The sequence below is a fragment of the Streptomyces sp. 11-1-2 genome, from assembly GCF_003595545.1.
Classification (GTDB): domain Bacteria; phylum Actinomycetota; class Actinomycetes; order Streptomycetales; family Streptomycetaceae; genus Streptomyces; species Streptomyces hygroscopicus_B.
Window position 1 is genome coordinate 9,537,303 of the sequence record NZ_CP022545.1, and the last position, 24,446, is coordinate 9,561,748.

General features: G+C 70.8%; 29 protein-coding genes. 14 read left to right on the plus strand and 15 right to left on the minus strand.

Annotated features, from left to right (window positions below; translation table 11 throughout):
* Positions 1 to 70: 70 nt before the first annotated feature.
* Positions 71 to 1,237, minus strand: coding sequence for a hypothetical protein (locus CGL27_RS41020; protein ID WP_119992568.1), 1,167 nt, complete (start codon positions 1,235 to 1,237; stop codon positions 71 to 73).
* Between the two features lie 95 nt (positions 1,238 to 1,332).
* Between CGL27_RS41020 and CGL27_RS41025 the strand changes: the two genes are divergently transcribed.
* From CGL27_RS41025 to CGL27_RS41040, 4 genes are all read left to right on the plus strand, one after another.
* The gene (locus CGL27_RS41025) at positions 1,333 to 1,785 is read left to right on the plus strand and encodes a DUF4442 domain-containing protein (RefSeq protein ID WP_119992569.1); all 453 of its coding nucleotides are present in this window, start codon (positions 1,333 to 1,335) and stop codon (positions 1,783 to 1,785) included.
* 198 nt (positions 1,786 to 1,983) lie between these two features.
* The gene (locus tag CGL27_RS41030) at positions 1,984 to 2,652 is read left to right on the plus strand and encodes a DedA family protein (RefSeq protein WP_078639541.1); all 669 of its coding nucleotides are present in this window, start codon (positions 1,984 to 1,986) and stop codon (positions 2,650 to 2,652) included.
* 75 nt (positions 2,653 to 2,727) lie between these two features.
* A complete protein-coding gene (locus CGL27_RS41035; RefSeq protein WP_078639540.1) occupies positions 2,728 to 3,261 on the plus strand; it encodes a gamma carbonic anhydrase family protein in 534 nt (177 codons plus the stop codon).
* A 23-nt stretch (positions 3,262 to 3,284) separates the two neighbouring features.
* On the plus strand, positions 3,285 to 3,977 hold the full coding sequence (locus CGL27_RS41040) for a GAF and ANTAR domain-containing protein (RefSeq protein ID WP_119994796.1): 693 nt from the start codon (positions 3,285 to 3,287) through the stop codon (positions 3,975 to 3,977).
* 141 nt (positions 3,978 to 4,118) lie between these two features.
* Here the strand turns inward: CGL27_RS41040 and CGL27_RS41045 are convergent, their stop codons facing one another.
* From CGL27_RS41045 to CGL27_RS41070, 6 genes are all read right to left on the minus strand, one after another.
* Positions 4,119 to 4,403, minus strand: coding sequence for a glutaredoxin domain-containing protein (locus tag CGL27_RS41045; RefSeq protein WP_078639539.1), 285 nt, complete (start codon positions 4,401 to 4,403; stop codon positions 4,119 to 4,121).
* On the minus strand, positions 4,390 to 5,292 hold the full coding sequence (locus CGL27_RS41050) for a cytochrome c oxidase assembly protein (RefSeq protein WP_119992570.1): 903 nt from the start codon (positions 5,290 to 5,292) through the stop codon (positions 4,390 to 4,392). Before CGL27_RS41050 ends, CGL27_RS41045 begins: the two co-directional genes overlap by 14 nt.
* Positions 5,292 to 5,846 carry a DUF2243 domain-containing protein gene (locus CGL27_RS41055; protein ID WP_119992571.1) on the minus strand — a complete coding sequence of 185 codons (555 nt, stop codon included), beginning with the start codon at positions 5,844 to 5,846 and terminating at the stop codon, positions 5,292 to 5,294. Before CGL27_RS41055 ends, CGL27_RS41050 begins: the two co-directional genes overlap by 1 nt.
* A gap of 215 nt (positions 5,847 to 6,061) precedes the next feature.
* Positions 6,062 to 6,835, minus strand: a complete 774-nt coding sequence (locus CGL27_RS41060) for a VOC family protein (protein ID WP_205587835.1) — start codon at positions 6,833 to 6,835, stop codon at positions 6,062 to 6,064.
* Positions 6,836 to 6,906: 71 nt separating this feature from the next.
* Positions 6,907 to 8,094 (minus strand): aromatic acid exporter family protein, encoded by a 1,188-nt coding sequence (locus CGL27_RS41065; protein WP_240450818.1) that lies wholly within the window; start codon positions 8,092 to 8,094, stop codon positions 6,907 to 6,909.
* 88 nt (positions 8,095 to 8,182) lie between these two features.
* Entirely contained in the window at positions 8,183 to 9,049 is an 867-nt protein-coding gene (locus CGL27_RS41070; protein ID WP_078647176.1) for a DMT family transporter, read from the minus strand.
* A 107-nt stretch (positions 9,050 to 9,156) separates the two neighbouring features.
* On the opposite strand from CGL27_RS41070, the gene CGL27_RS41075 reads away from it, so the two are divergent.
* Both CGL27_RS41075 and CGL27_RS41080 read left to right on the plus strand, forming a co-directional pair.
* Positions 9,157 to 9,729 carry an XRE family transcriptional regulator gene (locus CGL27_RS41075; protein WP_119992572.1) on the plus strand — a complete coding sequence of 191 codons (573 nt, stop codon included), beginning with the start codon at positions 9,157 to 9,159 and terminating at the stop codon, positions 9,727 to 9,729.
* 51 nt (positions 9,730 to 9,780) lie between these two features.
* Positions 9,781 to 10,344, plus strand: a complete 564-nt coding sequence (locus tag CGL27_RS41080) for a YbaK/EbsC family protein (protein ID WP_119992573.1) — start codon at positions 9,781 to 9,783, stop codon at positions 10,342 to 10,344.
* An 86-nt stretch (positions 10,345 to 10,430) separates the two neighbouring features.
* Here CGL27_RS41080 and CGL27_RS41085 read toward each other — a convergent pair whose 3' ends face one another.
* Together CGL27_RS41085 and CGL27_RS53675 are read right to left on the minus strand one after the other, a co-directional pair.
* A complete protein-coding gene (locus CGL27_RS41085) occupies positions 10,431 to 11,045 on the minus strand; it encodes a DUF4352 domain-containing protein (protein WP_162953183.1) in 615 nt (204 codons plus the stop codon).
* A 196-nt stretch (positions 11,046 to 11,241) separates the two neighbouring features.
* Positions 11,242 to 11,712: a hypothetical protein gene (locus CGL27_RS53675; RefSeq protein ID WP_346345767.1), complete on the minus strand. Its 471-nt coding sequence runs from the start codon at positions 11,710 to 11,712 to the stop codon at positions 11,242 to 11,244.
* A gap of 377 nt (positions 11,713 to 12,089) precedes the next feature.
* On the opposite strand from CGL27_RS53675, the gene CGL27_RS41095 reads away from it, so the two are divergent.
* The 3 genes from CGL27_RS41095 to CGL27_RS41105 all read left to right on the plus strand — a co-directional run bounded on the left by CGL27_RS41095 (position 12,090) and on the right by CGL27_RS41105 (position 13,480).
* Positions 12,090 to 12,539, plus strand: coding sequence for a hypothetical protein (locus CGL27_RS41095; RefSeq protein WP_162953184.1), 450 nt, complete (start codon positions 12,090 to 12,092; stop codon positions 12,537 to 12,539).
* Entirely contained in the window at positions 12,536 to 12,820 is a 285-nt protein-coding gene (locus CGL27_RS41100; RefSeq protein WP_119992577.1) for a hypothetical protein, read from the plus strand. The genes CGL27_RS41095 and CGL27_RS41100 overlap by 4 nt, the downstream gene beginning before the upstream one ends.
* A 336-nt stretch (positions 12,821 to 13,156) precedes the next feature.
* Positions 13,157 to 13,480, plus strand: coding sequence for a hypothetical protein (locus tag CGL27_RS41105; RefSeq protein ID WP_119992578.1), 324 nt, complete (start codon positions 13,157 to 13,159; stop codon positions 13,478 to 13,480).
* Positions 13,481 to 13,743: 263 nt separating this feature from the next.
* On the opposite strand, the gene CGL27_RS41110 is transcribed toward CGL27_RS41105, so the two are convergent.
* The 3 genes from CGL27_RS41110 to CGL27_RS41120 all read right to left on the minus strand — a co-directional run bounded on the left by CGL27_RS41110 (position 13,744) and on the right by CGL27_RS41120 (position 15,416).
* Positions 13,744 to 13,995 carry a hypothetical protein gene (locus CGL27_RS41110; RefSeq protein WP_078639528.1) on the minus strand — a complete coding sequence of 84 codons (252 nt, stop codon included), beginning with the start codon at positions 13,993 to 13,995 and terminating at the stop codon, positions 13,744 to 13,746.
* A gap of 23 nt (positions 13,996 to 14,018) precedes the next feature.
* The gene (locus CGL27_RS41115; protein WP_119992579.1) at positions 14,019 to 14,426 is read right to left on the minus strand and encodes a CoA-binding protein; all 408 of its coding nucleotides are present in this window, start codon (positions 14,424 to 14,426) and stop codon (positions 14,019 to 14,021) included.
* 111 nt (positions 14,427 to 14,537) lie between these two features.
* Positions 14,538 to 15,416, minus strand: a complete 879-nt coding sequence (locus CGL27_RS41120; protein ID WP_119992580.1) for a LysR family transcriptional regulator — start codon at positions 15,414 to 15,416, stop codon at positions 14,538 to 14,540.
* A gap of 83 nt (positions 15,417 to 15,499) precedes the next feature.
* On the opposite strand from CGL27_RS41120, the gene CGL27_RS41125 reads away from it, so the two are divergent.
* Positions 15,500 to 16,225: an SDR family oxidoreductase gene (locus CGL27_RS41125; RefSeq protein ID WP_119992581.1), complete on the plus strand. Its 726-nt coding sequence runs from the start codon at positions 15,500 to 15,502 to the stop codon at positions 16,223 to 16,225.
* A 262-nt stretch (positions 16,226 to 16,487) separates the two neighbouring features.
* Here the strand turns inward: CGL27_RS41125 and CGL27_RS41130 are convergent, their stop codons facing one another.
* Positions 16,488 to 17,708, minus strand: coding sequence for a histidine kinase (locus tag CGL27_RS41130; protein WP_119992582.1), 1,221 nt, complete (start codon positions 17,706 to 17,708; stop codon positions 16,488 to 16,490).
* Between the two features lie 235 nt (positions 17,709 to 17,943).
* On the opposite strand from CGL27_RS41130, the gene CGL27_RS41135 reads away from it, so the two are divergent.
* On the plus strand, positions 17,944 to 18,276 hold the full coding sequence (locus CGL27_RS41135) for a plasmid stabilization protein (protein WP_078639315.1): 333 nt from the start codon (positions 17,944 to 17,946) through the stop codon (positions 18,274 to 18,276).
* 175 nt (positions 18,277 to 18,451) lie between these two features.
* Entirely contained in the window at positions 18,452 to 19,078 is a 627-nt protein-coding gene (locus CGL27_RS41140; RefSeq protein ID WP_078639314.1) for a YigZ family protein, read from the plus strand.
* A 94-nt stretch (positions 19,079 to 19,172) separates the two neighbouring features.
* On the opposite strand, the gene CGL27_RS41145 is transcribed toward CGL27_RS41140, so the two are convergent.
* Together CGL27_RS41145 and CGL27_RS41150 are read right to left on the minus strand one after the other, a co-directional pair.
* Positions 19,173 to 20,681 carry an ATP-binding protein gene (locus CGL27_RS41145; protein WP_119992583.1) on the minus strand — a complete coding sequence of 503 codons (1,509 nt, stop codon included), beginning with the start codon at positions 20,679 to 20,681 and terminating at the stop codon, positions 19,173 to 19,175.
* Positions 20,678 to 21,493, minus strand: coding sequence for a response regulator transcription factor (locus CGL27_RS41150; RefSeq protein ID WP_119992584.1), 816 nt, complete (start codon positions 21,491 to 21,493; stop codon positions 20,678 to 20,680). Before CGL27_RS41150 ends, CGL27_RS41145 begins: the two co-directional genes overlap by 4 nt.
* 174 nt (positions 21,494 to 21,667) lie before the next feature.
* Here CGL27_RS41150 and CGL27_RS41155 point away from each other — a divergent pair, with 174 nt between their 5' ends.
* Together CGL27_RS41155 and CGL27_RS41160 are read left to right on the plus strand one after the other, a co-directional pair.
* A complete protein-coding gene (locus tag CGL27_RS41155; RefSeq protein ID WP_119994799.1) occupies positions 21,668 to 22,270 on the plus strand; it encodes a carbonic anhydrase in 603 nt (200 codons plus the stop codon).
* Between the two features lie 239 nt (positions 22,271 to 22,509).
* Positions 22,510 to 24,339 (plus strand): SulP family inorganic anion transporter, encoded by a 1,830-nt coding sequence (locus tag CGL27_RS41160; protein WP_119992585.1) that lies wholly within the window; start codon positions 22,510 to 22,512, stop codon positions 24,337 to 24,339.
* Positions 24,340 to 24,446 lie beyond the last annotated feature (107 nt).

Sequence of the window (24,446 nt, forward strand, 5' to 3'; positions counted from 1 at the left end):
GGGCGGGTCCCGGCGTCCAACCAAATTCCGGCCGCCGTCAGCGGGCGGTCAGGCGGCGGTCATTCGGTGGTCAGGAGACCTCCGACTTCACCGGCCGCAGCGAACTCATGATCTTCTTGATCGTGGCGTCCGGGACCTCTTCCTTGGTGCCCTTGACGGAGTACAGGACCCACGTCGCGAAGTCACCGTTGATGTCCGTGTAGGTCACCGTCACGGACTTGCCGTCGGTGGAGCACTTGTCGGTCTTCTTCACCCCGGTGACGGTGGCCGACGCGGTGTAGCCCTTGAGACCGTGGGCGCTGGTGAACTTCTTGGCTTCGGTGACCTTGCGGGTCCCGGTCTGGTCCTGGTCGAAGGCGGCGAAGACCCAGTTCTCGGCCTCGACCTCGGCGGCCGACGCCTTGTTCTTGGCGCCCTGCGCACCCTTCGAGCCCGCTCCGGCGGCGTGACTCTTGTTGACGTAGCCGTCCTTGTCCTTGACCGAGCAGTAGTCCTTCTTGTACCTGGCCGGAGCGGACATGACAACGAGCGGCTTGCCCTTGTCGTCCTCGAAACCGGTGCTCAGCCCCGGCGATTCGACCGTCCACTCCGGGGGGACGTCGAAGGCGTTGTGCCGCTTGGGGCTGACGACCGGCTTCCAGCCGGGTATGACCGCCTTGACGTCGGTGGCGTCACCGCCGGCGCGCGGGTTGTCCGCACCGCCGCCGGCCGGGTCATCGGTCGGCTTGTCGGAGGCCGGAGCGGACGAGGGGGCGGTGGGCGTCTTGTCCTTCCCCTTGGACTCGTCACCGCCGTCGCTGTCGTCGTTGCCCAGGACCAGCACACCGGTGATGGCGGCGGCCGCGACGACCGCGATCGCCGCGACGATGGCGATGGTCGTCGTCCGCTTCTTGTTGTCGCGCGGCGGCTGCGGCGCGCCGGGCGGGCCGGACGGAGCGCCCCACTGCTGGCCGGTCGGCTGCGGCGGACCCTGCGGCGGGCCGTAATCGGGCTGCTGCGGCTGGCCGTAGCCGGGCTGTTGCCGGCCGTACCCTGGCTGCTGCGGCTGCCCCGGCTGGCCGGGGTGTCCCGGCGGCTGCTGGGGAGGCTGCTGATAGGGATTCGGCTGCTGGTACCCCGGCTGCTGATACGGGTTGGACTGGTCGTATCCCGGCTGCTGGTACCCCGGCTGCTGGTAGGGGTTCTGACCTTGCGGGTTGTTCTGCTCGCCCCCGGGCGGCTGCTGTCCTGGCCACATGGCGAGTAACGATAGAGGGGGGCGATGACGGCTGCTACGCCTGCCCCGCGGACCGCCTCTTCCCCAGCTTGCTACTGGGTGGTAACTTCCGGGGCATGTCAGAAACCCTGCCCTCCGTCGGTGAGATGCTGGCCGCCACCGTGCCCATGGTGCGCACCCTGAACCTGGAGTTCATCGAGGCGTCGCCCGAACGCGCGGTGCTGCGCCTGCCCGACCAGTCCGACTTCCACAACCACGTCGGCGGCCCCCACGCGGGCGCCATGTTCACCCTGGCCGAGTCCGCGAGCGGCGCGGTCGTGCTGGCGGCGTTCGGCGATCAGCTCGGCCGTGCCGTACCGCTGGCCGTGCGCGCCGAGATCGGCTACAAGAAGCTCGCCAAGGGGACCGTCACCGCGACCGCCACCCTCGGCCGGACCGTCGCCGAGGTGGTCGCCGAGCTGGACGCGGGGGAGCGCCCCGAATTCCCGGTGAACATCGCGATCACCCGGGAGGACGGCGCGGTCACGGGCGAGATGTCCATCGTATGGACCCTGCGGCCCCAGTCCTGAGCGGTCATCCCTCCCCAGTCCTGAGCGGTCATCCCTCCGCCGTCCTGAGCGGTCATCCCTTCGCCGGAGCCGACGCGAGCGGGAGCACGACCTGGGGATGATGGCGACCGCGCGCCGATTGAGTAGTCTTCCCGGGGTGCGCCGCGCTCCCGTCCGGCGTACGCCGGGAAGCGATCGCCACATGGGGAGGAACCGGCGTTGCATATCGAGGAATGGCTCGAGACCGTACCCGCGGTCAGCGTGTATCTGCTGGTGGGTCTCGTCATCGGCCTGGAGAGCCTGGGAATCCCGCTTCCCGGTGAGATCGTCCTCGTCAGCGCGACGCTGCTGGCGGCCTCGCAGGACCACATCAACCCCTACATCCTCGGGGGCAGCGCCATCGCGGGCGCGGTGATCGGCGACTCCATCGGCTATCTCATCGGCCGTAAGGGCGGACAGCCACTCCTCACCTGGCTGGGCCGTAAATTCCCCAAGCATTTCAGCGCCGAACATGTGGCGACCGCAGAGCGCTCCTTCCAGAAGTGGGGCATGTGGGCGGTCTTCGTCGGCCGTTTCATCGCGCTGCTGCGTATCTTCGCGGGTCCGCTCGCGGGTGTGCTGCAGATGCCGTACTGGAAGTTCCTCATCGCCAATGTGCTCGGCGGCATCGTCTGGGCCGGTGGCACCACCGCGGTCATCTACTCCCTGGGCAAGGTCGCCGAGGACTGGCTCAAGCGCTTCTCCTGGCTCGGCCTCGTGCTGGCCCTGCTCTTCGGCCTCGGCTCGATGCTCGTCATGAAGTGGCGCTCCAAGAAGGCCAAGCCCGCCGCGGCCACGGCGGCCGACTCCGAGACGGCCGAGCCGCAGCCGGTCCCGGCCGGCGACTAGGACGGCCCCGCCGGTCGAAGCGACGGGACCGGCCAGGGCGAGGAACGTGAAGGGGACGGCCAGGTGGGAGCAACGGTGCACGACGCCTTGATCTTCGGAATCGGCGGCAAGGAGCCACAGATCGCCCCCGAGGCGTTCGTGGCCCCCACGTCGGTGGTGATCGGCGAGGTCGTGCTGGCCGCCGGATCGAGCATCTGGTACCAGGCGGTGCTACGAGGCGACGGCGGCCCCATCGTCCTCGGCGCGGACAGCAACATCCAGGACAATTGCACGGTGCACGTCGACCCCGGATTCCCGGTCTCGATCGGCGAGCGGGTCTCCGTCGGGCACAACGCGGTCGTGCACGGCTGCACGGTCGAGGACGATGTGCTGATCGGCATGGGGGCCACGGTCCTCAACGGCGCCCGGGTCGGTGCCGGATCGCTGGTCGCCGCCCAGGCCCTGGTGCCGCAGGGGATGGAGATACCGCCCGGCTCACTGGTGGCCGGGGTACCGGCGAAGGTGAAGCGCCCCCTCACCGACGAGGAACGGGAAGGCATCAAGCTGAACGCCCAGGTGTACGCGGACCGGGCCAAGCAGTACCGGGAAGCGCTCAGAGGCGGCGAGTAGCTCGATGTGATCGGATGGTGGTCATGGACTGGGAAGCCTTCGCCGAGCGCATGGCCACCCTGGCGCGGGACCTGCTGGCGCAGGCATCCGTGGAGGCCACTCTCGAGCGGATCTCCGAGTGCGCGGTGGACATCGTGGACGGCTGCGACGCGGCCGGCATCCTGATGCTGCACGGCAAGCGGGTGGAGTCCCTCGCCCCCACCGACGGCCTGGTGGTCCGCTCCGACCGGTTGCAGGAGCGGCTCAGCGAGGGGCCCTGCTTCGACGCCGCCCGTCGGCTGGGCGGTGAGCGGGTGTTCCGGATCAAGGACTTCACCCAGCCCGAGGAGCGCTGGCCGGCCTTCGTCAGCCAGGCCCGCGACCTCGGCATCGGCAGCATGATGGGATTCCTGCTCTACACCGAGCAGGAGGACCTCGGCGCCCTGAACCTCTACTCGGCGCGCCCCGCCGCCTTCACCAAGGCCAGCGAGACGGCCGGCTGGCTGCTCGCCTCGCACGCCGCGGTCGCCTTCTCCAGCGCCCGCACCGCCGACCAGCTCCAGCGGGCGATCGAGACCCGGCACACCATCGGGGAGGCGATGGGCATCCTCATCGAACGCCTGAAGATCACCGAGGATGACGCCTTCGCGCTGATGCGGCGGGTGTCCCAGGAGCGGAACGTCAAGCTGCGCGACCTCGCCCGGCAGATCTGCGAGAGCGGCGGTATCGACGGCTGACGCATCGGCCGGAGCCGACGCATCAGCCGAACGGCTCTTCCGGCCCGTGGTCTGGACGGGAAGTGCCTGGCCACCGAATTCCCCCGGGGGTACGCCGACGGCTTGCGGGGCGGGTACCCCGGCCCGCCCGGTACGACACCCTCATCCGTCCTTGGACAGGACGTGCGGGGCGTGGGTCCTGACCGCCTCCATCAGCTCGCCCATCGACGGGTTCACCATGGGCCGGCCGGCCACCGTCACGGTCGGCACGGTCTCGTTCCCGTCCGCGACCGACCGGACGAACGCGGCCGCCTCCGGATCCCGCCAGATGTTCACCTCGGTGTGCCGCAGCCGGGCGAGGCGCAGCCGCGTACGCAGGTGGATGCAGAACGGGCACAGCGGCCGCCAGTACACCACCACGCCGTCTTGGTCCTCACGGTCCGCCATCACGCATCCCCTCCTCGAGCCGCCCGGTCGGGCGCCGCACCGAGCGTAGCCGCGTCCCGTACGCACTCCGAGGGGTCCGTACCGGGCGCCAGGTGGCGACGAGGGCCGCGGCCAGCAGGAGCTCGGCGACGTCGCCGCCGTAGTACATGATCTCCGCGCCGCCCTGGACCTCGGCGATCGGGGCGTGGACCTCGACCCAGAAGCCCCCGTACATCAACTGCGCGATGGCGGCGTGCGCCGCGATGGCGACGCCGAGGACCACCAGCCGGGCCGGCACACCGGGCCGGGTCGGCGCCGGGTCGGGACCGGCGATGACATACGCGAACAGCCAACCCGAGAGCAGGAAATGGGCGTGCGTCGGCCAGTGCCACCCCGGTTGGCCCATGACGGTGTCGTAGAGGGGGGTGAAGTACAGCAGCACCAGCCCGCCGGTGGTCAGCAGCAGAGCGGTGACGGGGTGGGCGAGCAGCCGCGCGGGGCGGGAGCGCAGCACGGCGGTCAGCCGTCGGCCGCGGCCTGGGGGCAGGGCGCGCAGCAGCAGGGTGACCGGGGCCGCGAGCACCAGCGCGAGGGGTGCGTACATCCCGAGCAGCAGATGCTGGGCCATATGGCCGCGGAAGTCCTGATGGGCGAACGGCGCGAGCGGAGGCAGCAGCGCCAGGGCCAGGAGGACGAGCCCGGCCGCGAAGCTCATCGACCGCGTGGGCGGCCAGCCCTGGGCGGGGTTGCGGCGACGGGCGCGGCGGACCGCAAGCGCGTAGGCGGCGGCGCACACCAGCAGGGCGAGGGCAGGCAGCCATACGTCCAGGGGGCCGCCGCCCCCGCCGCCCCCGGCGCCCACGCCGCCCCCGCCGTGTCCATGGCCGGGATGTGCCGCGCCGCCATCCATCACCTGTGCCCGGTGGCGCGGGGCGCCTCGGGGCCGGAGGTCGCGCCGCCACGCTGCAGCAGATGGCCGCCGGCCACCAGAAGGGCGCCCAGGATCAGGAAACCGGCGTCCCACCACGGCTGCTCCGGGCCGCTGTGGACATGGTGGATGCCGAGGATCTGGTGGTCCAGTACCCCCTCGACCAGGTTGAACAGGCCCCAGCCGACCAGGATCCAGCCCCACAGGACGCGCGAGCCCCACACCCGGCGGCGGTCGTGGGTGACCCGGGCGTAGAGCAGGGTCAGCCCCAGCAGGACCGCGATCCAGCACACGGCGTGGAAGATCCCGTCCCACACGGTGTTCATCTCCAGCCCGGAGACGGTGTGCGGGTTGTAGTACCTGACCCCGATGCGGTCGTGGTTGGTGCTGCTGAGCATGTGGTGCCACTGCAGCAACTGGTGGAGCAGGATCCCGTCGAGGAATCCGCCGAGCCCCACGCCCAGCACGATCCCCGGCAGCCGGATGGTGCGCGGCGCGGGCAGACCGGCCCGGGTTTCGTCCGCCGTGGTGGCCATCACCGCTCTCCGTCCTGACGACAGTCCCGACGGCAGGGTGTTCCCGCGCGCCCGTCGCCACCACGGCTTCCCGGCCGGACCGGCTTTGTCACCGGTCCGCGCCGTCTTTCCGCCATACGCCGAGCCGGGGCGGGGTGGCGTGGGCTCAGCCGAGCCGAGCCGGGGCGGGGCGGGGCGGGCTCAGCCGAGCCGGGCGAACCGGCGCGGGCCGTCCGTCAGGCGGCGGTGACGGTGAACAGCCCGCCGTCCGGGTCGCGCAGGATCGCCTGACGGCCCGTGGGGGAGGCGGTCGGCGCGAGGGCGACGGTGCCTCCGGCGGCGCGGGCCGCCGCCACCGCGGCCGTCACATCGGGGACGCGGAAGTGGACGTACCAGCGCGGCCGGACCTCCGGGTCGGGGGCCTGCTCCACGGCGCCGCCGTGGACCACCGCCAGCTTGCGCCCCGCCTCGCGCACGATCACCTCGTCGTTCTCGTACTCGATCGAGCAGTTGCCCGCCGGGGACGCCCAGCCGAAGACCTCGCCGTAGAAGAGGGCGGCCGCGAACGCGTCACGGGTCCGCAGCTCCAGCCAGGCCGGGGCGCCGTCCGGACCCGACGGCCAGCCGGGCAGCGCCTCCCCCGCCCAGAAGCCGAAGACGGCGCCGTCGCGGTCGGCGGCCAGCGCGGCGCGGCGGCCCGGGCCGAAGGGGAGCGGGCCGACGCCGACGGTGCCGCCCCGCTCGTGGATCCGTGCCGCGGTGGCGTCCGCGTCCGCCACGGCGAAGAACGGCGTCCAGGTGGCCGCGCTCCGGAGGCTGCTCGCGAGTGCTCCGACCCCGGCCACCGGCGCGCCGCCGAACAGCGCGGTACGGAACTCCTCACCCAGCCGGGTGGGGCGCCAGGTCCACCCGAGCACCGCGGTGTAGAACTCCTGCGCCGCCTGGAGGCTGGGGGCGGCGAGACTCACCCAGCAGGGGAATCCCGGCCGTGCGTGGCCGATCGGCTTCATGGGCACCACTCCTCACACTCCGCCCCGACACCACTGCCGGGACTGCAGCGGTGTACCCCGACAGCCGGGTGCTATGCCCCGGCGGTGGCGCGGGGCCAGGTCTCCGGGGCGATGTCGTGCCAGATGTTCTGGGCCTGGATCAGCAGGGTGCCCAGGACGGCGGTGGTGGCGGTGGAGATGCCGCGCTCGTCGCAGAGCTGCTTGTGGAGGGCGTCGTGGCGCCGTTCCACGGAGTCCAGGGCCTCGTCGAGACGGGCGTGCGTCTCCTCGTCGTCGGGGGCGGAGGGCAGACAGATCAGATCCGCGCGCGCCCGGCACGCGGCTGCCAGGTCGCACAGGAGGCGGCCGTAGTCGCTGAGCGCCTGCTGGTCGGGGGAGGGGATGGCGCGGTTCTCGTCGGCGATATCGATCATGGTGTTGGTGATCCCGCCGATCTGCGCGACGATCGACCCCCATCGCTGGTCCTCGCTCTCGGCGGGGACCGGTGGCAGCTTCCCGCGCCACTTCCACGGCAGCCTGGGATTCAGCCGGAGGCTCTCATGGCTCCACAGCCGGGCCGATCGCAGGCTCTCCTGCCGCTGTTGGAGGCGATTCGACAGCCGTCGCCAGTCGGCGGCCGTCTCCTCGGACCAGTCCTCCTCGCTCAGGCGCTCGGCCATGCACGCGAGGGCGTCCTCCGCGCCACGGGCCAGGCCGCTGAGGTTCTCCCGTATGTCCCGCAGATGGACCGGTGGGAAGATCAGTGCGTTGACCGCGATGCCGATCGCTGCGCCCAGCAGCGCCTGCAGCAGCCGGTGGGAGACCGTGAGGCCGGACACCGGGCCCGAGGTGAGGGTGAACAGCGCGGTGGTGGGCCCGTAGATGCCCTGGTCGCCGAGGCGCGGCCAGTTGCTGAGCAGCATCACGACCGGCAGGACCAGGGCCACCGAGGCCAGGGTGTTCCCCGTCAGGGCTTCGGCCCCCGCCGCCAGGAGCGTGCCGACGGCGATGGCCACCAGTTGCTGAAACCCCTTGAACAGCGAACGGAAGACGGTGGCCTGGACCAGGACCACCGCCACCCACGGCGCCATCAGCGCCACCGGATCCCGCAGCCACCACCCCGACACGCCCCAGGCGAGCGTGGCCGCCCCGGCAGCCTTCAGCGACTGCACGACCAGGTCCCGCTCCCGCCCCGGCCCCCGGCACGCCCGGACCGCGGCCTGTGCGACCCCCCGGGCTCCGGCCCGCACCCCATACAGCTTCTCGATCATGTGCGCCATGGAGCAGGGGGTTCCTGGGACGCGTCGGGTTATGCATGGCAGGGCGGGGGCGGATGGTGTACGGGCGGACGGAAGCGCGGCGCTCCGCTCAGCCCGTGGCCAGCAGCAGCGTCCCGACCAGGGCGAGTCCGGCGCCTGTGGCCTGGACCACGCGCAGCCGTTCGCCGAGCAGTGCGCGGGCCGCGAGGGCGGTCACCACGGGGTAGAGGGAGGCGAGCACCGCGGCGACGGTGACCGGGCCGTGGTGGGCGGCGAGGTTGTACGTGCCGTTCGCGGCCACGTCGGCGAGGCCCACGAAGGCGAGCGCGGGCAGCGACGCCCACACCACGCCCATCCCGCCCTCGGGCAGCCCGGGGTTTCCGCGCCGTACGGAGAAGAGGAGCGCGGTGCCGCCGACCGCCACATTGCACACCCGCTGGACGAACAGTGCGAGGAAGAGCCCGGTCAGGGTGGTCGACGCCTCGGCGATCAGGGCCATCACCGAGCCGAAGCCCAGTGCGGCGACCAGGGTGAGCAGCAGCGTCTGCCGCTGGACGGGCGCACCGCCGGTCTGCGGACCGCTCGCCAGGACCACGCCCGCGACCGCCACCACGACCCCCGAGACCTGCAGCAGCCCGGGCCGCTCGCCGAGCACCAGCGCGACGCCGAGCGGCACGACGACCCCGCCGAGCGCGCCGAGCGGGGAGACGACGCCCATCGGGCCGAGCGCGAGGGCCCGGTAGAAGCACAGCATCGCGGCCGGGCCGACCACACCGGCCGCCGCCGCGAACCATAGCTGCGGGCCCGCCTCGGACCATCCGCCGGTGGCCACCACGATGGCGCCGAGGACGGTCACCGCGATGATCTGGGAGGCGACGACCACGGTGAGCGCGGGTGTGCGCCGGGTGAGCAACCCTCCGCCGAAGTCGGCCAGCCCCCAGAGCAGGCTGGTGGCAAGAGCGAAGAGCGCGGACATGGTGAAACCTCGCCGTACAGTGTGGTGGACGTGGGAGTACAGCCCACAGTAGTTCACTGCACTCGACTACGCCATTCACTATTTTGGACGGATGGACGGACCAGAACGTGACGGACCTCGATCAGCTCACGCAGTCGCTCGCCCGCAACCTCAAGCGGTGGCGCAACGAACGCGGCTTCACCCTCGACACCCTCGCGGCCCGCGCCGGGGTCAGCCGGGGCATGATCATCCAGATCGAGCAGGCCCGTACGAATCCGAGCGTGGGCACCACGGTCAAGCTCGCGGACGCGCTCGGCGTGAGCATCACCACCCTGCTCGACTACGAGCAGGGGCCGCGGGTGACCTTCGTCCCGCCCGAGCAGGCGGTGCGGATGTGGTCCACCGAAGCGGGCAGCTACACGGCGCTGCTCGTCGGCACCGAGGCGGGCGGTCCGCTGGAGATGTGGGGATGGCGGCTGATGCCCGGCGACGAGAGCGCCTCCGATCCGCATCCGTCCGGCACGGTCGAGCTGATCCATGTGACGGCGGGCGAGCTCACCCTGGTGCTCGGCGGCGAGGCGCACACCGTCCCGGCCGGCACCTCCGCTGCCTTCGAGGCGAACACCCCGCACACCTATCGCAACGAGGGGACGGCACCGGTGGAGATGACCATGGCGGTGTCGGTACCGCCCGCGCGCTGAGGCCGCCGGGCCCGGCCCCGCACCCCTCTCCCGGCCTGCTAGTTTGACGGCATGAGTACGCCGATGGATGCCTTCGACGAGGTCCGTCCCGCCGTCGAGTGCCTGGATCTGCTGACTGCCCCCGTCGCCGCGGCGCTGCGCGACTGGCATGGCTCGGAGCCGGTGGAGCAGGTGTTGTTCGTGGACACGGACCCGGACAAGGCCGACACCGCCGTACTCGTCGAGAACTACGGTCCCTGGCTGCTGGAACAGTCCGCCAACTGCGTGGTCGTCGCGGGCAAGCGGGGCGGTGAGACCACCCTGGCCGCCGCTCTGGTCCTCGCCCACACCCGCGCGGACGTCAACGGCGTGGTGCGCCGCCATCTCGGCGCACGCAAGGCGTCGTTCGCCCCGATCGACACGGCGACCGGCGAGAGCGGCATGGAGTTCGGCGGCATCACCCCGATCGGCCTGCCCGCCACCTGGCCGCTCCTGGTGGACTCCGCCGTGGCCGACATCCCCTACGCGCTCATCGGCAGCGGCACCCGCCGCGGCAAGCTCATCGTGCCGGGCAAACTGCTGGCCGCCCTGCCGGGCGCGGTGGTCCTGGAGGGCCTTGGCGCCCCCGGCGCCTGAACCCGCCCACGCTGCGGCGCCCGGCTGGGCAGGGCGATAGGGGGAAGGCTCCCTTGTGAGCCGAGTCGCCCTGCCCAACTGGCTTCCTACTTCGGCAGCTTGACCACGAATGCCGCGTCGGCGTCCGGGTCGTCAACGCCGACGTAGCTCACTTGCCCGCCCCGACGGGCGACGTCGAGGACGAGCGATCCGGTAACCGCCTGCCCTGGTTTGTATGTCGTATCGAGGTCCGGCCCGTCGCCGACGCCTTCGAGCGTGGACGCGTCCTGCGCGGCCGTTTGATCGTCCTCCCACTTCATCATGCCGTAGGTCATGATCTCGGCCGGAGCCTTTCCCACGTTCTTCAGTGTGAGCGTCAGCTTCACGTACTGACCTTGCTCCGGCTTATTGCTCGTGTCCACCTCCGCTGGTGTCACGTACTTCGCGCTGACGACGGTGACTTGCATCTTGGTCGTCACCTTGTAGTTCTCGCCGTACTCGTCCGTCTCGCCGAGGCCGAACGTCCCCGTTTCGCCGACGGCGACCACCGGGGCCGCGGACTTCGTGGCCGACGGAGACTCCTCGACCGCCTTCTCGGCCGTTGCGGGAGCGGATGGAGCGGGCGTCGACGAGTCGTTCCCGTCGTCCGACGTGCAGCCGATCAGAACGGCCCCGAGGATGGCCGCGGACGCCGCGCTGACGGCGTACCGGGGTATGTGCATGGAATATCTCCCCCAAGGATTATGTGAGCGGCTCCCCATGCCGCCCGAGAGGGCTAAGTATGCACGGAAACATGGTGGGATATGGCGTTACGGGAAGCGCATCCGTTGTGGGGCCGGAAGGTCGGTGGCCGTCGACGAGCGGCGCGACAAAAGCCCCCGTCGGGACGGTCCGGCGGGGGCTGTTTGCGTTTCGGCGCTACTCCCAGACGGGCCGCCCGCCCTCCCAGAGTGCCGACACGTGGCCGGCGAACCGGTCGTACAGACCATCGTCGCCCATCCGGTGCAGGTGCAGCATCGGCGACTCATGGCCGAGGAGACTCGACAAGTGTGGAGTCACCAGCATTTCGGAATCGAAGCTGAACACCGACAAGGCAATGTGCTCGTCACTGAACCGAGCGTCGACGCCGTCAAGGTGCTTCAGCTTCGACAGCGCATCAAGCGTGATCCGGATCCGCGTGCTGACGGTGAGTGGAACGCCTTCGATCTCCTCCCGACGCCGAGTCACCTCCGACTCTGGGTCGCCGACGAGGAAGCGCACGGAACAGCCTGCCGCCGCCTTGGCTGCCAGCCGGTCGACGAGGCGCGATTGTTCCTGCCACACGAAGTAATTGGTGTACCCGGCAAAGGTGATGGAGTGCGCCGCAGCGTCAATCAACTGCCCCCACACGGACGTGGGACAGGCGTTTCGGTATGGATAGGCTTGGATGATCTCGCGGCTAGCCCCCGTCTTGACAACCGATCTGGCTGCCCTCGGCCACAACATGCCGTCATCTACTCCTAACGCCTTAGCGACGGCGATCCTCGTGTCGGGGTGTGGGGCTCGACTGGGATCCTTCAACCATCGCTCTGCGGTCTTGGTGGACACTCCCACCATACGAGCGAGGCGGTTGGCTGATACCCCCGCGTCGGCCATAGCATCTCGAAGAGCTTCGTTCAAGATTCCTCCCCGGGCGTTTAGGACGCTTAGGACCATACCGTGAAGCTGTCCTAGCCGTCCCGTCCCAAGAGGTTCAAACGTCCTGTCAAGAGGGCGACAGTATGCGCATGGACAGCGACGCAGCGAAGTCAACCCTCGTATTCATCTACGACCGCGAGGTCACTGAGAAGGATTCGGCGGATGATCGGATCCTCACCTGTCGTCAGTTCGCCCACGAACGTAGGTGGGCAGTTGCGGGACAGTGGGTGGACCGCGGGACCAACGCTGTCGACGTGCGGCGGACGTTCTGGACGGGCATGGTCGCCGCGATGGAGCACGAGGGCCAGGGGCGGCGAGTCGTCTGTCTGGTCGCCGACTGGGACCGGATCGCGTTCGACGAGGCGGCTCGCAACACGCTGCAGCAGACGGTCAGTCACGTTGGTGGGGTGTGCGTGGCCGTCAGCGACGAACTGACGCCGAACAGCTCGCGGGATGCGGCTATGCGCCGGCTCCACGCCAGCGGGGAGCAGATCGGACCGGGCGCGACGCTGGTGCGGCACGAGGGGAAGACGCCGTGACCTGGTACCCCAGCAGGGACGACGACCTGTCCCGGCGAGAGGCGATCACGCATATCGGGGCCCTGACGCCTCGCGAGACGGCTGCGGTGTCGTTCGAGGACCGGGGGCGCGCAGCCATCAGTGCGTCGTCACGGTACCTGGCGGATTCGTCAACGTCGCTCGAAGACGCGCAAGCCGTGATCAAGCTGCTTCAGCTTGCTCTGTCCGACGTGATCATGGTCGCGGAAGACCGAAAGCGGCGGCTGGCGCAGGCCCAGGACGCCGCGAGCCACCCCGCCTGATGACTTCCTCGTCCCCACCAGGCACGGCAACAGACGGGGACGAGGAGCGGCGGCAGACGCCGCCGGCGGGAGCCTCCGGACGTCATCGGAGTACATCTAGAGGCTCCCGCAAAAAGACCCCTGCCTGTCGGGCGCTGGAAAGTCAGGCAGGCAGGAAGCGGTCCGGAAGTACCTTGGTCGGCTCCTTCCGGGCCGTGGTCCCCGCTCTGAGTCCCGGCGACGCGCGATGGGATGAGGGGCGGGGGCCGCACATATACAACCTCGCCCCAGTCGCGTGCTTGGAGGCTGACGACCAGGACGAGGGCAGCGCACCACTCTCAGAGAAGAGGCACGCGCATGAGCGACGGTACAGCTCTGCTCTCCGACGAGGATCGGGCAGGCGTGGTCAAGACCATCATGGACAACAACCCGAACATGGCGGAGAGCCTGTGCGCTCGCAGGGGCGGATACGTCCATCACACGCCCGGGTACAACCCGCGGAACTACGATGCGTCGATTCTGGAGCGCACGAAGACCCGGATCGGAGAGCTGGGCTTCGACGTGGACGCCGAGCTGTGGGGCCCGCCCGGATCGGACCCGGTCGTCGTGGCAGCCAAGTGCCAGCACACGGAGGAGTGCGCGATCATGCCGATGCCGCCGGACCCCGGTCCCACGGAGTAATGAACCTCTTCGGTTCTCCTCTGAGCGGGCTTACGACGGCAGTAGCGTCGCCGAAGGAGGTTCGAGATGAAAACAGATTGGACTGACCCTCGGTATCGCGCCGTCGTGATGACGCTTCGAGGGCTCCGAGAATGCACCGGGCGACCGGTGAAGGGGTTCCTCGTACCTGAGCGTGACGACGGTCAGGCTCGGGACAAGAGGAGCTAGCACTCCAACAGCGGCCCCGTCCGTGTGCTTCCCCCGTGGCGCCGGGCGGGGCTTCTTCACTCGCGTCGGCCGTAGCGCAGGTTCCTGACGGCTGCCACTGCCATGGGGGAGAGGCCAATCACCGTCGGGCGTTCGTCGACGTGGCGCACGAGGATCCAGCCCTTGGAGCGGAGAGTGGCGACATCCCTCATCACGTCCCCGTCAGCGGCACGCGACAGCTCGTCGACGGTCGGAGCATGGCCGGCGTCCAGATAGTCCACGATGAGGAACAGAACGCGCTGCTCATCCGCGGTAATGCGGAACTCCATACTTCGACAGTACGGCGGTGCGCTCAGCCCAGCCGGGGGATCTCGACGGCCGGGCAGCGGTCCATCACCATGGCGAGCCCGGCGGCGCGGGTGCGCTCGTACGCGGCCTCGTCGATGACGTCGAGCTGGAACCAGACGGCCTTGGCGCCGATGGCCACGGCCTCGTCGGCGACCGGGCCCGCCAGTTCGCTGTTGATGAAGACATCGACCACGTCGATCGGGAAGGGGATCTCGGCGAGCGAGGCGTACCCTCGCTCGCCGTGCACGGTCTCGGCCTTCGGGTGCACGGGCACGATGCGCTTGCCGAAGCGCTGGAGGACGTCGGCGACGCGGTAGGCGGCACGCCGCTGGTTGGTCGACAGGCCCACGACGGCCCAGGTGTCGCCCAGCTCGGTGAGGATCTCGCGGACCGTCGCCGAGTCGCCGTACATACCTGCCTCCTGCGGGTGCGAGAACCGACCTGTGTGGAGCACAACGGAAACCGCGTGCGGGGGATTCCCCGGTGCCGGGGTGATCGTGCGGCAGGTCGGCGCAGGAGGCTCTCAGCCCGCGGACGCGGGCAGCGTGGTGCTACGGAGCCCGGCCGCCGAGCGGACGAGCGAGGCGACGGCCGGTGAGTGACTGCTGGGTGGCCAGGCGATCACCGTGGTGACGTCCGGCGCGTCGACGACGGGCACCGCGACGTGATCGGGCCACTGCCAGGCACGGCTGGAGGCCGGGATGACGAGCAGCGTTCTGCCGAGCGCCACGAGCTGAGCGAGCTGCGACTGGGTGTGCACCTCCGGTCCGGGCCCTTCCGGATAGGTCCCGTCGAGCCGGGGCCATCGAGCGATCGGCAGATCCGGCACATCGCGGACCTCCGCCAGCGTGAGCTGATCGTGTGACGCGAGCGGATGCCCCGCGGGAAGCAGCGCGATCTGGCCTTCGGTGTAGAGGTCCTCGGTGTCGAACCCCGCGAGGTCGTCGAACGGCCGGTGCATCAGTGCCACGTCGGCGCGCCCGTCGCGCAGGAGCCCTGCCTGCTCGCCGACCTCACACAGGAGGACGTCGACCGGTGCCGCACCGGGTTCGCTCGCCATCGCACCGAGGAGCCGTTGCAGCAGCTCGTGGGAGGCCCCGGCCTTCGTCACGAGCACCAGCGGACGTTTCGGATCCGCGGCACGCCGCGTCCGGCGCGCGGCGGCCGCGACCGCGTCGAGGGCCACGTTGGCCTCGCGGAGCAGCACCCTGCCGGCGTCGGTGAGCGCCACTCCGCGACGGTCCCGGTCGAGGAGCCGGACACCGAGCCGCTGCTCCAGCTGGCGGATCGCGCGGGAGAGCGGCGGTTGCGCGATCCCGAGCCGATCGGCGGCACGTCCGAAGTGCAGTTCCTCGGCGACGGCGACGAAGTAGCGGAGCTGACGGGTCTCGAGATCGTCCACGAACGGAGCCTACCGCCTGATACCTGGCGAGTATCACAGCCTGCCCGATCGGTCTTGGACAGCGAGTGCGCGATGCGCCGAGCATGGATCGGGTGAACAACACGAAGATCGCGCTGGTCACCGGCGCGAACAAGGGAATTGGCTTCGCCATCGCACAGGGTCTCGGAGCGATCGGCTTCACGGTCGCGGTGGGCGCCCGCGACGATGCCAGGCGCAAGGAGGCCGTGGAGCGTCTGCGTGCCGCGGACATCGACGCGTTGGGGGTCGCCGTCGACGTCACCTCGGATGACAGCGTCGCGGCGGCAGCGGCGACGATCGAGGAGACGGCAGGCCGGCTCGACGTGCTCGTCAACAACGCGGGCATCTCCGGCCGGGCCGATGGGGGCGCGCAAGACCCGACGACGCTCGACCTCGACGTCGTCCGCACCGTCCTCGACACCAACGTATTCGGGGTGGTCCGGGTGACGAACGCGATGCTCCCGCTGCTCCGCCGCGCGGACGCGCCGCGCATCGTCAACATGTCGAGCAACATGGGTTCGCTGACACTGCAGACCGGCCCGATCATGGCCGCGTACGCACCGTCGAAGTCGATGCTCAACAGCGTCACGGCACAGTACGCCCGCCGACTCGCCGACACGAACGTCATCGTGAACGCCGCCTGCCCCGGCTATGTCGCGACCGACTTCACCGGCTTCAACGCGCCGCGGACGCCCGAGCAGGGTGCCGCGATAGCGATCCAGCTCGCGACCCTGCCGGACGACGGGCCGCGCGGCGGCTTCTTCGACGACGGGGGTGTCGTGCCCTGGTGACATGACGGGCCGACGTGGCGCTTCCCGGGGGCCCGCCAGGGGCCCGCCAGCGTGTCAACCCCGACGAAGGTCAGGTGCTCGTCCTCGCCGTTCGCCAGAGGTGGCGGGCCTTCGCCGTTTCTACGGTCACTGGCCATGGAATCAAGGACGCGATACGGCTTCGGCCGTCGGTTGCCGGCCGCGGTGGCGCTGTGCGCCGCCGGGGCGGGAGCGGTGATGTGGCTGTCGCCCGGTGGGCTGGGCGACGCGGATCGGAAGGAGGTCACGGGCGGCGCCTCGGTGTCGGTGTACCGCGAGGTGACCGATGTGGTGGCCGGGGCGCCCTCGTGGGCGGGATCGCTGCTGGAGGTGGCCACCGCGGGCACGCTGGTGGCGCTGGGGCTGCTTCTGCTGTGGACGGGGTGGTCGGCCTTCCGGCGCGCGGACGGTCCGCGCCGCCCGGGGCATGGGGCGTGGTCCGCACCGCTCGCCGCGCCGTGGGCGTACCGGGAAACGTGGCGCGGACCGCGAAACCGCCCGACTCGGGGCCGTAGCCGAACGTGCCCCCCGCCAGCCCGACGCGCTCGTCCAGGCCGATCAGACCGAAGCCCGCGCCGCCGGAACGGACGGGGACGACGGTGGGCGCGGGGCCGTTCGCCACCCGGACCTCGGTCTCCTCCGCCGTATGCCGGACCCGCACGGCCGCCTCCGCGCCGGGCGCGTGCTTGGCCACATTGGTCAGCGCCTCTTGCACCACACGGTGCACGGCGCGCTCCACGTCCGACGGCAGTTCGCCGGGCTCGCCGTCGATCCGCAGCCGGACCGTGAGCCCCGACGCCGACGCCCGCTCGACCAGCTCCGTCACCCCGGCGCCGCCCGGCTCCGGCGGTGCTCCGTCCGGCTCCTGGCGCAGGACGCCGATCACCTCGCCGAGCCGGTCCACGGCGGCCGCCGCCCTGGCCCTGATGTCCCGGGCGGCCTCCCGGTGGCCGTCCGCCAGTCCGGGCGCCAGCTTGAGGGCCCCGGCCGAGAGGGCGATCAGGCTGAGCTCATGGCCGAGGACATCGTGCATGTCCTGGGCGATACGGGCCCGTTCCCGCAGCCGGGCCTGCTCGGCGATCAGCCGCTGCTCGCGCTCCAGCCGCGCGGCCCGCTCCCACCCCGCCCGGACCAACTCCCGGTACTGACGGCAGAACCGCCCCACGAACCACGGCAGTACGACCGCCCCGGCCACCGCCGCCACGAAGCGGTCGGCCCAGGTGATCCAGGACGGCACCGTGGCGACCGCCACCACAGCGCCCGCGACCACCCCGATCAGCCGCACCGCCGTGGACCACGTCCGCCCGGGCCGCCAGCCCGCCATGAACGCGCACAGCGCCGTGGGCACCACCCACCACAGACTGACCACGCTCAACCCGGCGGCGGCGACGGTGGCCGCGAGCGGAAGGTGCCCGGTCAAGGAGGCCCACGGGCGGCCGGTGAATCCGGTTCTGTGTGCCGTCATGTCCCCCACCTGTGTGATCAGCCGACTCGCAGAGGTGACCTTACGAAAACCGTGGACCGGCGGACACTGCCGAAAGACCAATCCCCACCTGCGCACACGGCACGGCATCCGGCCGACGCCCAGGAGACGCATGCTGGTTATGGGGGCGGAAGTGGGGGGAACCCGACTCATGCGCTCGGCAATCTTGAACCGCCGACCGCGACCGACCGAGGGGGCGGAAGGAGAGGAAGAGACCATGCCCGCAGGATCCAGCCGTAAGCGTGAACGGCAGTACGAGCACATCAAGGAAGGCGCCGAGCAGCGCGGTGCCTCCACCGGCCGGGCGAAGGAGATGGCCGCCCGTACGGTGAACAAGGAGCGCGCCCGCGCGGGCGAGTCCAAGTCCGCCAGTAAGACCTCGATCCAGGACCCGAAGTCCGCACCGCAGCGTGGCGGCCAGCGCTCCGGCAGCCGGACGGGGCCCAAGGGCCCGACGCGCGACCAGCTCTACAACGAGGCCAAGCAGCGCGGCATCGAGGGCCGCTCGAACATGACCAAGGACCAGCTAGCCAAGGCCCTGGGCCGCTGACCTGCATACCCGCCGCCCCTTTCCGCGGTGCGCCGCCCTCCCCGCGAGACAGCGGGGCCGGGCGGCGTCCGCCTGGTGGTGGGAGGGCGGGCGGCCTCGCCGGTGTCCACGCCTGGGTGCTCAAGGGGGACACACGCATGACCAGCGCACACGGGCCGGGACATAAGCTGGCCCGATGCAGGAGCGGTACCGGACGGTCGCGCGCGAGGGCGTGCACGAGATCGAGATCAACAGATCGCGCTTCCTCTGCACGCTCGCGCCCGCCGCGACCGAGCAGGAGGCGCAGGACGTCATCCAGCGCGTCAGGAAGGAGCACCCCACCGCCACCCACAACTGCTTCGCCTATGTCATCGGCGCGGAGGGCGGTGTGCAGAAGGCGAGCGACGACGGGGAGCCGGGCGGTACGGCCGGGGTGCCGATGCTGCAGATGCTGCTGCGGCGCGAGGTCCGGTACGCGGTGGCCGTCGTCACCCGCTACTACGGGGGCGTGAAGCTCGGCGCGGGCGGTCTGATCCGGGCCTACGGCGGCGCGGTCGGCGAGGCGCTCGACACGCTGGGCACCGTCACCCGGCAGCGGTTCCGGCTGGTGACCGTCACCGTCGACCACCAGCGGGCCGGAAAGCTGGAGAACGATCTGCGGGCGACGGGACGGGCGGTCCGGGAGGTGCGCTACGCCGAGGCCGTGACCATCGAACTGGGCCTGCCCGAGGCCGATGTGGACGCCTTCCGCGACTGGCTGGCGGACGCCACCGCCGGTACCGCCGCACTGGAGCTCGGCGGCGAGGCGTACCAGAACACCTGAGGGCCGCTTGGTCGCCTGGTCCCCAGACCGGTTGGTCGCCTGGTCCCTGGGCCGGTTAGTCGCTTGGTCCCTGTCCCGGTTGGTCGCCTGGTCCCTAGACCGGTGAGCGGGCGGACGACGGAGCTGCCTCCGGTGTGCTCCGGTCGCTCCGCGCTCTCCGGGGCAGGCCGATTCTGGACGGGCGGCCCTGGGACGCGCGGGGTGCGGGCCGCAGCCGGATCGCGGCGTCGAGGCCGCCACCGGGCGCCCGGGCCAAGGTGGCCTCCCCTCCGCTCACATGGGCGAGCCGCTGCACCAGCGACAGCCCCAGACCGGTGCCGCCCTTCGGGGCGTCCGGCGCGCGCCAGAAGCGGTCGAAGGCGCGGCGGCGCTGATCGGCGGTCATGCCGGGACCCTCGTCGATGACATGCAGCTCGATCCAGGCGGGCCGCGTGGGGAGATGGCGGCGGTCGGGGGCCGTACAGCGCAGCACCATGGTGACGGTGGAGCCGAGGGGCGTGGCACGCAGCGCGTTGGAGAGCAGATTGTCCAGGATCTGCTCCATGGCTCCGGGCACCGCGAGGGCATGGCCGACCTGGTCACCGAGCAGGGCGAGCTGGGCCTTGTGCTGCTCGAAGAGCGGGGTCCAGGTGAGCAGGCGCTCGGCGCACACCTGGTCCAGGTCGACCGGTTCGGGAGTGACGGCGCTCTCCTCCATCCGCGCCATCGCCAGCAGCCCCTCGACCATCCGGGCCAGCCGGTCGGTCTCGGTCATCGCGGCGTTGAGACTGTCCCGGGCGTGTCCGGTCATCTCCGCCTCCAGGTTGTCCAGCCGCAGTCGCAGCGCCGCCAGCGGCGTCTTGAGCTGGTGGGACGCCTCGGCGGCGAAGGCGCGCTGGGAGGCCAGCAGATGTTCCAGCCGGGCCGCGGTCTGGTTGAACGTTGCGGCGAGGCTGCGCACCTCCGGCGGGCCGGAGGTCACGGGGGCGGGCGTGGTGAACTGCCCGTCGGCCAGACGGTGCGCGAACCGCTCCAACTCCAGGATGGGGCGGCTGGTCCAGCGGGCGAACACCAACCCCACGGCGGCGATGGCCGTAAGGACCGCGAGCCCGCCCACGGCCAGCAGCAGCCAGATCCGGTGGACCCGGGACTCCACCGCGTCGGTGGGCACGGTCAGGCGCACCGCGCCCTGCAGATCGTTGCCGTGGACGACGGGGGCGGCGACCGAGAGATAGCGGACGCCGCCGATGGTGGAGGTCCGGACGTCGATCGCGTCCCGGCCGCGCAGCGCGGCGGCGATCTCGGGGCGCGACGCCAGGGTTCGCGACTCCGTGGCGGACAGCGCATGCGAGGTCGCCAGGAGCCGACCGTCGTCGCCGACGATGACCACCCTGCCGCGGATGCGCTCGGCACAGTGCCGTGCCCGGTCCGGCAGTTCGCGCCGCTCCTGGCCCGCCATGATCGACAGCGAGGCGAACGCGGACACCGACTCGGCCTCGTCCTCCGCCGAGGAGATGATCTGCTCTCTCTCGGCTCTGCTGTAGACGTAGCCGAGCGGTATCCCCAGGCTCAGCAGGATCAGAACGGCGAGGCTCAGATATCCGAGCAGCAGACGTCGGGTCACGGCCGGGCGGCCTCCGGTACTCCCGGCACCCCGGACGGAACCCCCGACGGGGCTCCCGAGTGGACGGCGAGACGGAAGCCGACCCCGCGCAGGGTCTGGATCCAGGCCGGATCGCCCAGCTTGCGGCGCAGCGTGGCCACATGCACATCCAGGGTCTTGGTCGGCCCGTGGAAGTGGGGGTCCCAGACGCGGTCGAGGATCTGCTGTCGCGAGTACACGGCGCCGGGATCCTCGGTGAGCAGGGCCAGCAGCTCGAACTCCTTGGGGGTGAGGGTGACGGGTGCGCCGCCCACCCACACCTGACGGGTCCGGCGGTCCACGACCAGCGGCTCCTGCTCCCAGGGCGGCGGTTGGGCGGTGGCCGGTGCGGTGGCGGCTGGTGCGGCGGCCGGTGCGGTGGGAGCGGCCGGGGCGGTGGCGGTGAGGGCTGGGTCGGTGGCGGTCGCCGTGGCGGTGCGCTGGGAGCGCCGGGTCACCGCGCGGATCCGGGCGATCAGCTCCCGCATGCTGAACGGTTTCGCCAAGTAGTCGTCCGCGCCCAGCTCCAGCCCCAGGACACGGTCGGCCTCCTCACCCCGCGCGGTGAGCATGATGATCGGCACGTCCGACACCTGCCGGATACCGCGGCAGACGTCGATGCCGTCCATGTCCGGCAGTCCCAGGTCGAGCAGAACGATGTCCCCGTACGGCCCCTCCAGCCCGGCAGCCCCCGTGCCGACATGACCGACCATCAGTCCATACCGCCCCAGTCCCTCGACGAGGGGCTCGGCGATCGTCTCGTCATCCTCGATGAGCAGCGCTCGTACGGTCATGGGGACCTGTGTACCGCAATGCCGGAATGGATTTCTGGTTTTTGTAATGTTGCGAGTGCGGGTCCGAATATTGGAGAAGAACTTGTCATGCTCTAGTGTTCGTTTAGCCTTCGCCTGGCACAGCCCTCCCTACGGTGATTCGCATCTGGTCCAACCACCCGTCAGGGAGGCATGATGAGGGCTCTGCTCGAACACGCCCGCTCGTTCCGGCGCCGGGCCGATTTCGACCACGGCGAATACCGGAAACTGGCCGACGGGCAATTTCCCGAGGCGCTCTTCATTACCTGCTCGGATTCCCGGGTGATTCCCGCACTGATCACCGGCGCCCGGCCCGGCGAGATATTCGAGCTGCGCAACGCGGGCAACATCGTTCCTCCGCACGGGATGCGTCCGGTCTCCGGCGAGGCTGCCACCATCGAGTACGCACTGGAGGTGCTCGGCGTTCACGACATCGTCATCTGTGGCCATTCCCACTGCGGCGCGATGGGTGCGCTGGCCTCCGGTGCGGATCTGTCCCGGCTGCCCGGTGTGGGCGCCTGGCTGTCGGTCGCCCGGCCGGGGCTGGAGTCCGCCCTCGACACGGCCTCCGCCGATCCGTCCCTACGGGAATTGGCGCAGCTCAATGTCCGGAATCAGCTGGCCGCACCGGAGGAATACCCGGCGGCGCGGCGCCGACTGGAGACGGGGCGGCTGCGTCTGCACGGCTGGTTCTACCAAGTGGACAGCGCCGAGCTCTGGGAACTCGATACCGACGGTGACATCCGGGCGCATTCATGACGGGCGGACGACATGCCCGTGGCCGGATTCAGTCGGATCCATCGCCGTCCTACGACATCGACGAGGTGTTCCCGCCGGAAGGCGGACGCGACGCCCAGTCGACGCAACCGATGCCCGCATATGCGCCCGCCGGTGGAACCGTAAGGGGAACGGCCGACGCCCCCGGCTTCCGTAAGGCCGACGCTCCCGGCGTCCATGAGGCCGACGGCGGGGCGGGTGGCACAGCACGGGTCGAGGCCATGTTCAAGGGGAGGGGAAAGAGAAAGGCAGGCGGAACCGGTCAGGGCGTCGACCTCGGCACCGAGATCACCGCCTCACTGGTCGTCTTCCTCGTGGCCCTGCCCCTGTGCATCGGTGTCGCCGTCGCCTCCGGCACCCCGGCCGAACTCGGCATCATCTCCGGTGTCGTCGGCGGGCTGGTGGTCGGGATGACCCGGGGCAGCACCCTCCAGGTCAGCGGCCCCGCCGCGGGGCTCACCGCACTCGTCGCGGAGACCGTCGAGGCCCATGGCATCGCCATGCTCGGTGTGATCGTGCTCATGTCCGGGCTGCTCCAGATCGGCCTGGGGATGATCCGGCTGGGCCGTATGTTCCAGGCCATCTCCATCGCCGTCGTCCAGGGCATGCTCGCCGGAATCGGGCTGCCGCTGATGTTCAGCCAGTCCTATCCGCTGGCCGATGCCGCGGCCCCCGGCACGGCCATCGAGAACATCCTCGGCTTCCCCGCGCACGTCCTCGACACCTTCTCCAACGCACAGACGGCGATCGCCGCGCTGCTCGGCATCGCCACGGTCGTCCTCAGCTTCGTCTGGAAGAAGGTGCCGGGGCCGGTCAGGAGGATCCCCGCCGCGCTGGTCGCCGTCGCCATCGGCATCCTGGTCGCCGCGCTGCCCGGCGTGGAGGTGAAGACCCTTCAGGTCGGCGATCTGCTGGCCTCCGTCCAGTTCCCCGGGCCGGAGCAGTTCGCGGGCCTCGCCGATCCCGCGGTGCTCACCGCCGTCTTCACCTTCACCGTCATCGCCTCGGCGGAGAGCCTGTTCACGGCCGCCGCCGTGGACCGGATGCACGACGGTCCGCGTACCCGCTACAACTCCGAGCTGATCGCCCAGGGCGCGGGCAACACCGTCTGCGGCATCCTCGGCGCGCTGCCCATGACCGCCGTCGTCGCCCGTAGTTCGGCCAATGTGCAGGCCGGGGCCAAGACCCGGCTCTCCCGCACCCTGCACGGCCTGTGGCTGCTCGGCTTCGCGCTGCTGCTGCCGAGCGTCCTCGCCCTGATCCCGATCTCGGTGCTGGCGGGTGTGCTGGTGCACAGCGGCTGGAAGCTGCTCGGACCCGAGCAGTTCCCGAAGATGTGGCGCCAGGACCGCGGCGAGTTCGTCGTGATGACCATCACCACGGGCGTGATCGTCGCCACCGCGCTGCTGGAGGGGGTGCTGGTCGGGCTCGCGGCCGGGATCGTCCTGGCGGCGCTGCGGATGTCGCAGACCTCCGTCGAGCACCGGGTGGAGGGCGATACCGCCAAGCTGGTCATGACCGGCAACGCCACCTTCCTGCGGCTGCCCAAGGTCATCGACGCACTGGAGGCCGTGGGGTCGGCGGGGACTCCACGGATCCGGCTGGACCTGATGGGGGTGACCCATCTGGACCATGCGTGCCGCAGCCAGATCGAGGAGTTCGTGGAGCAGAAGCGGGCGTCGCAGACCGTACGCGTGGAACTGCTGCTGCCCGACCTCCCGGCGGCGAAGCAGAAGCCGAAGCGGAAGCCCCGGCCAGAGTCCACACCTGACTCCTCGCCCGAGTCGCGGTCCACGCCCTCGCCCGAGTCGCGGCCTACGCCCTCGCCCGAGTCTCGGTCCGAGTCCTGGTCCGGGCTCCGGCGGCAGCCCGTGTCCCCGTCGTGGCCGCCGCCGCAGCCGCACGAGCGGTCGTCGTCGGGTGCGCTGTACGACGCGTTCTACGGCCCTTCCCAGCCGGGCCCGTCCGCGGAGTGGTACTACCTGGACACTCGCCCGTTCGAGGGGCTCCAGGACTCCGAGGAAGCGCGGTGGAGGGACTACCGCGGCTAGACCCGCCGGGGCACGGGCCGGGACACCGGCCGAAGACACGGGTGGGAAATACGAGGTCCGTGAGAGACCGGGCACCGACCACGGCTAACGTGGTCGGTGCCCGCGCC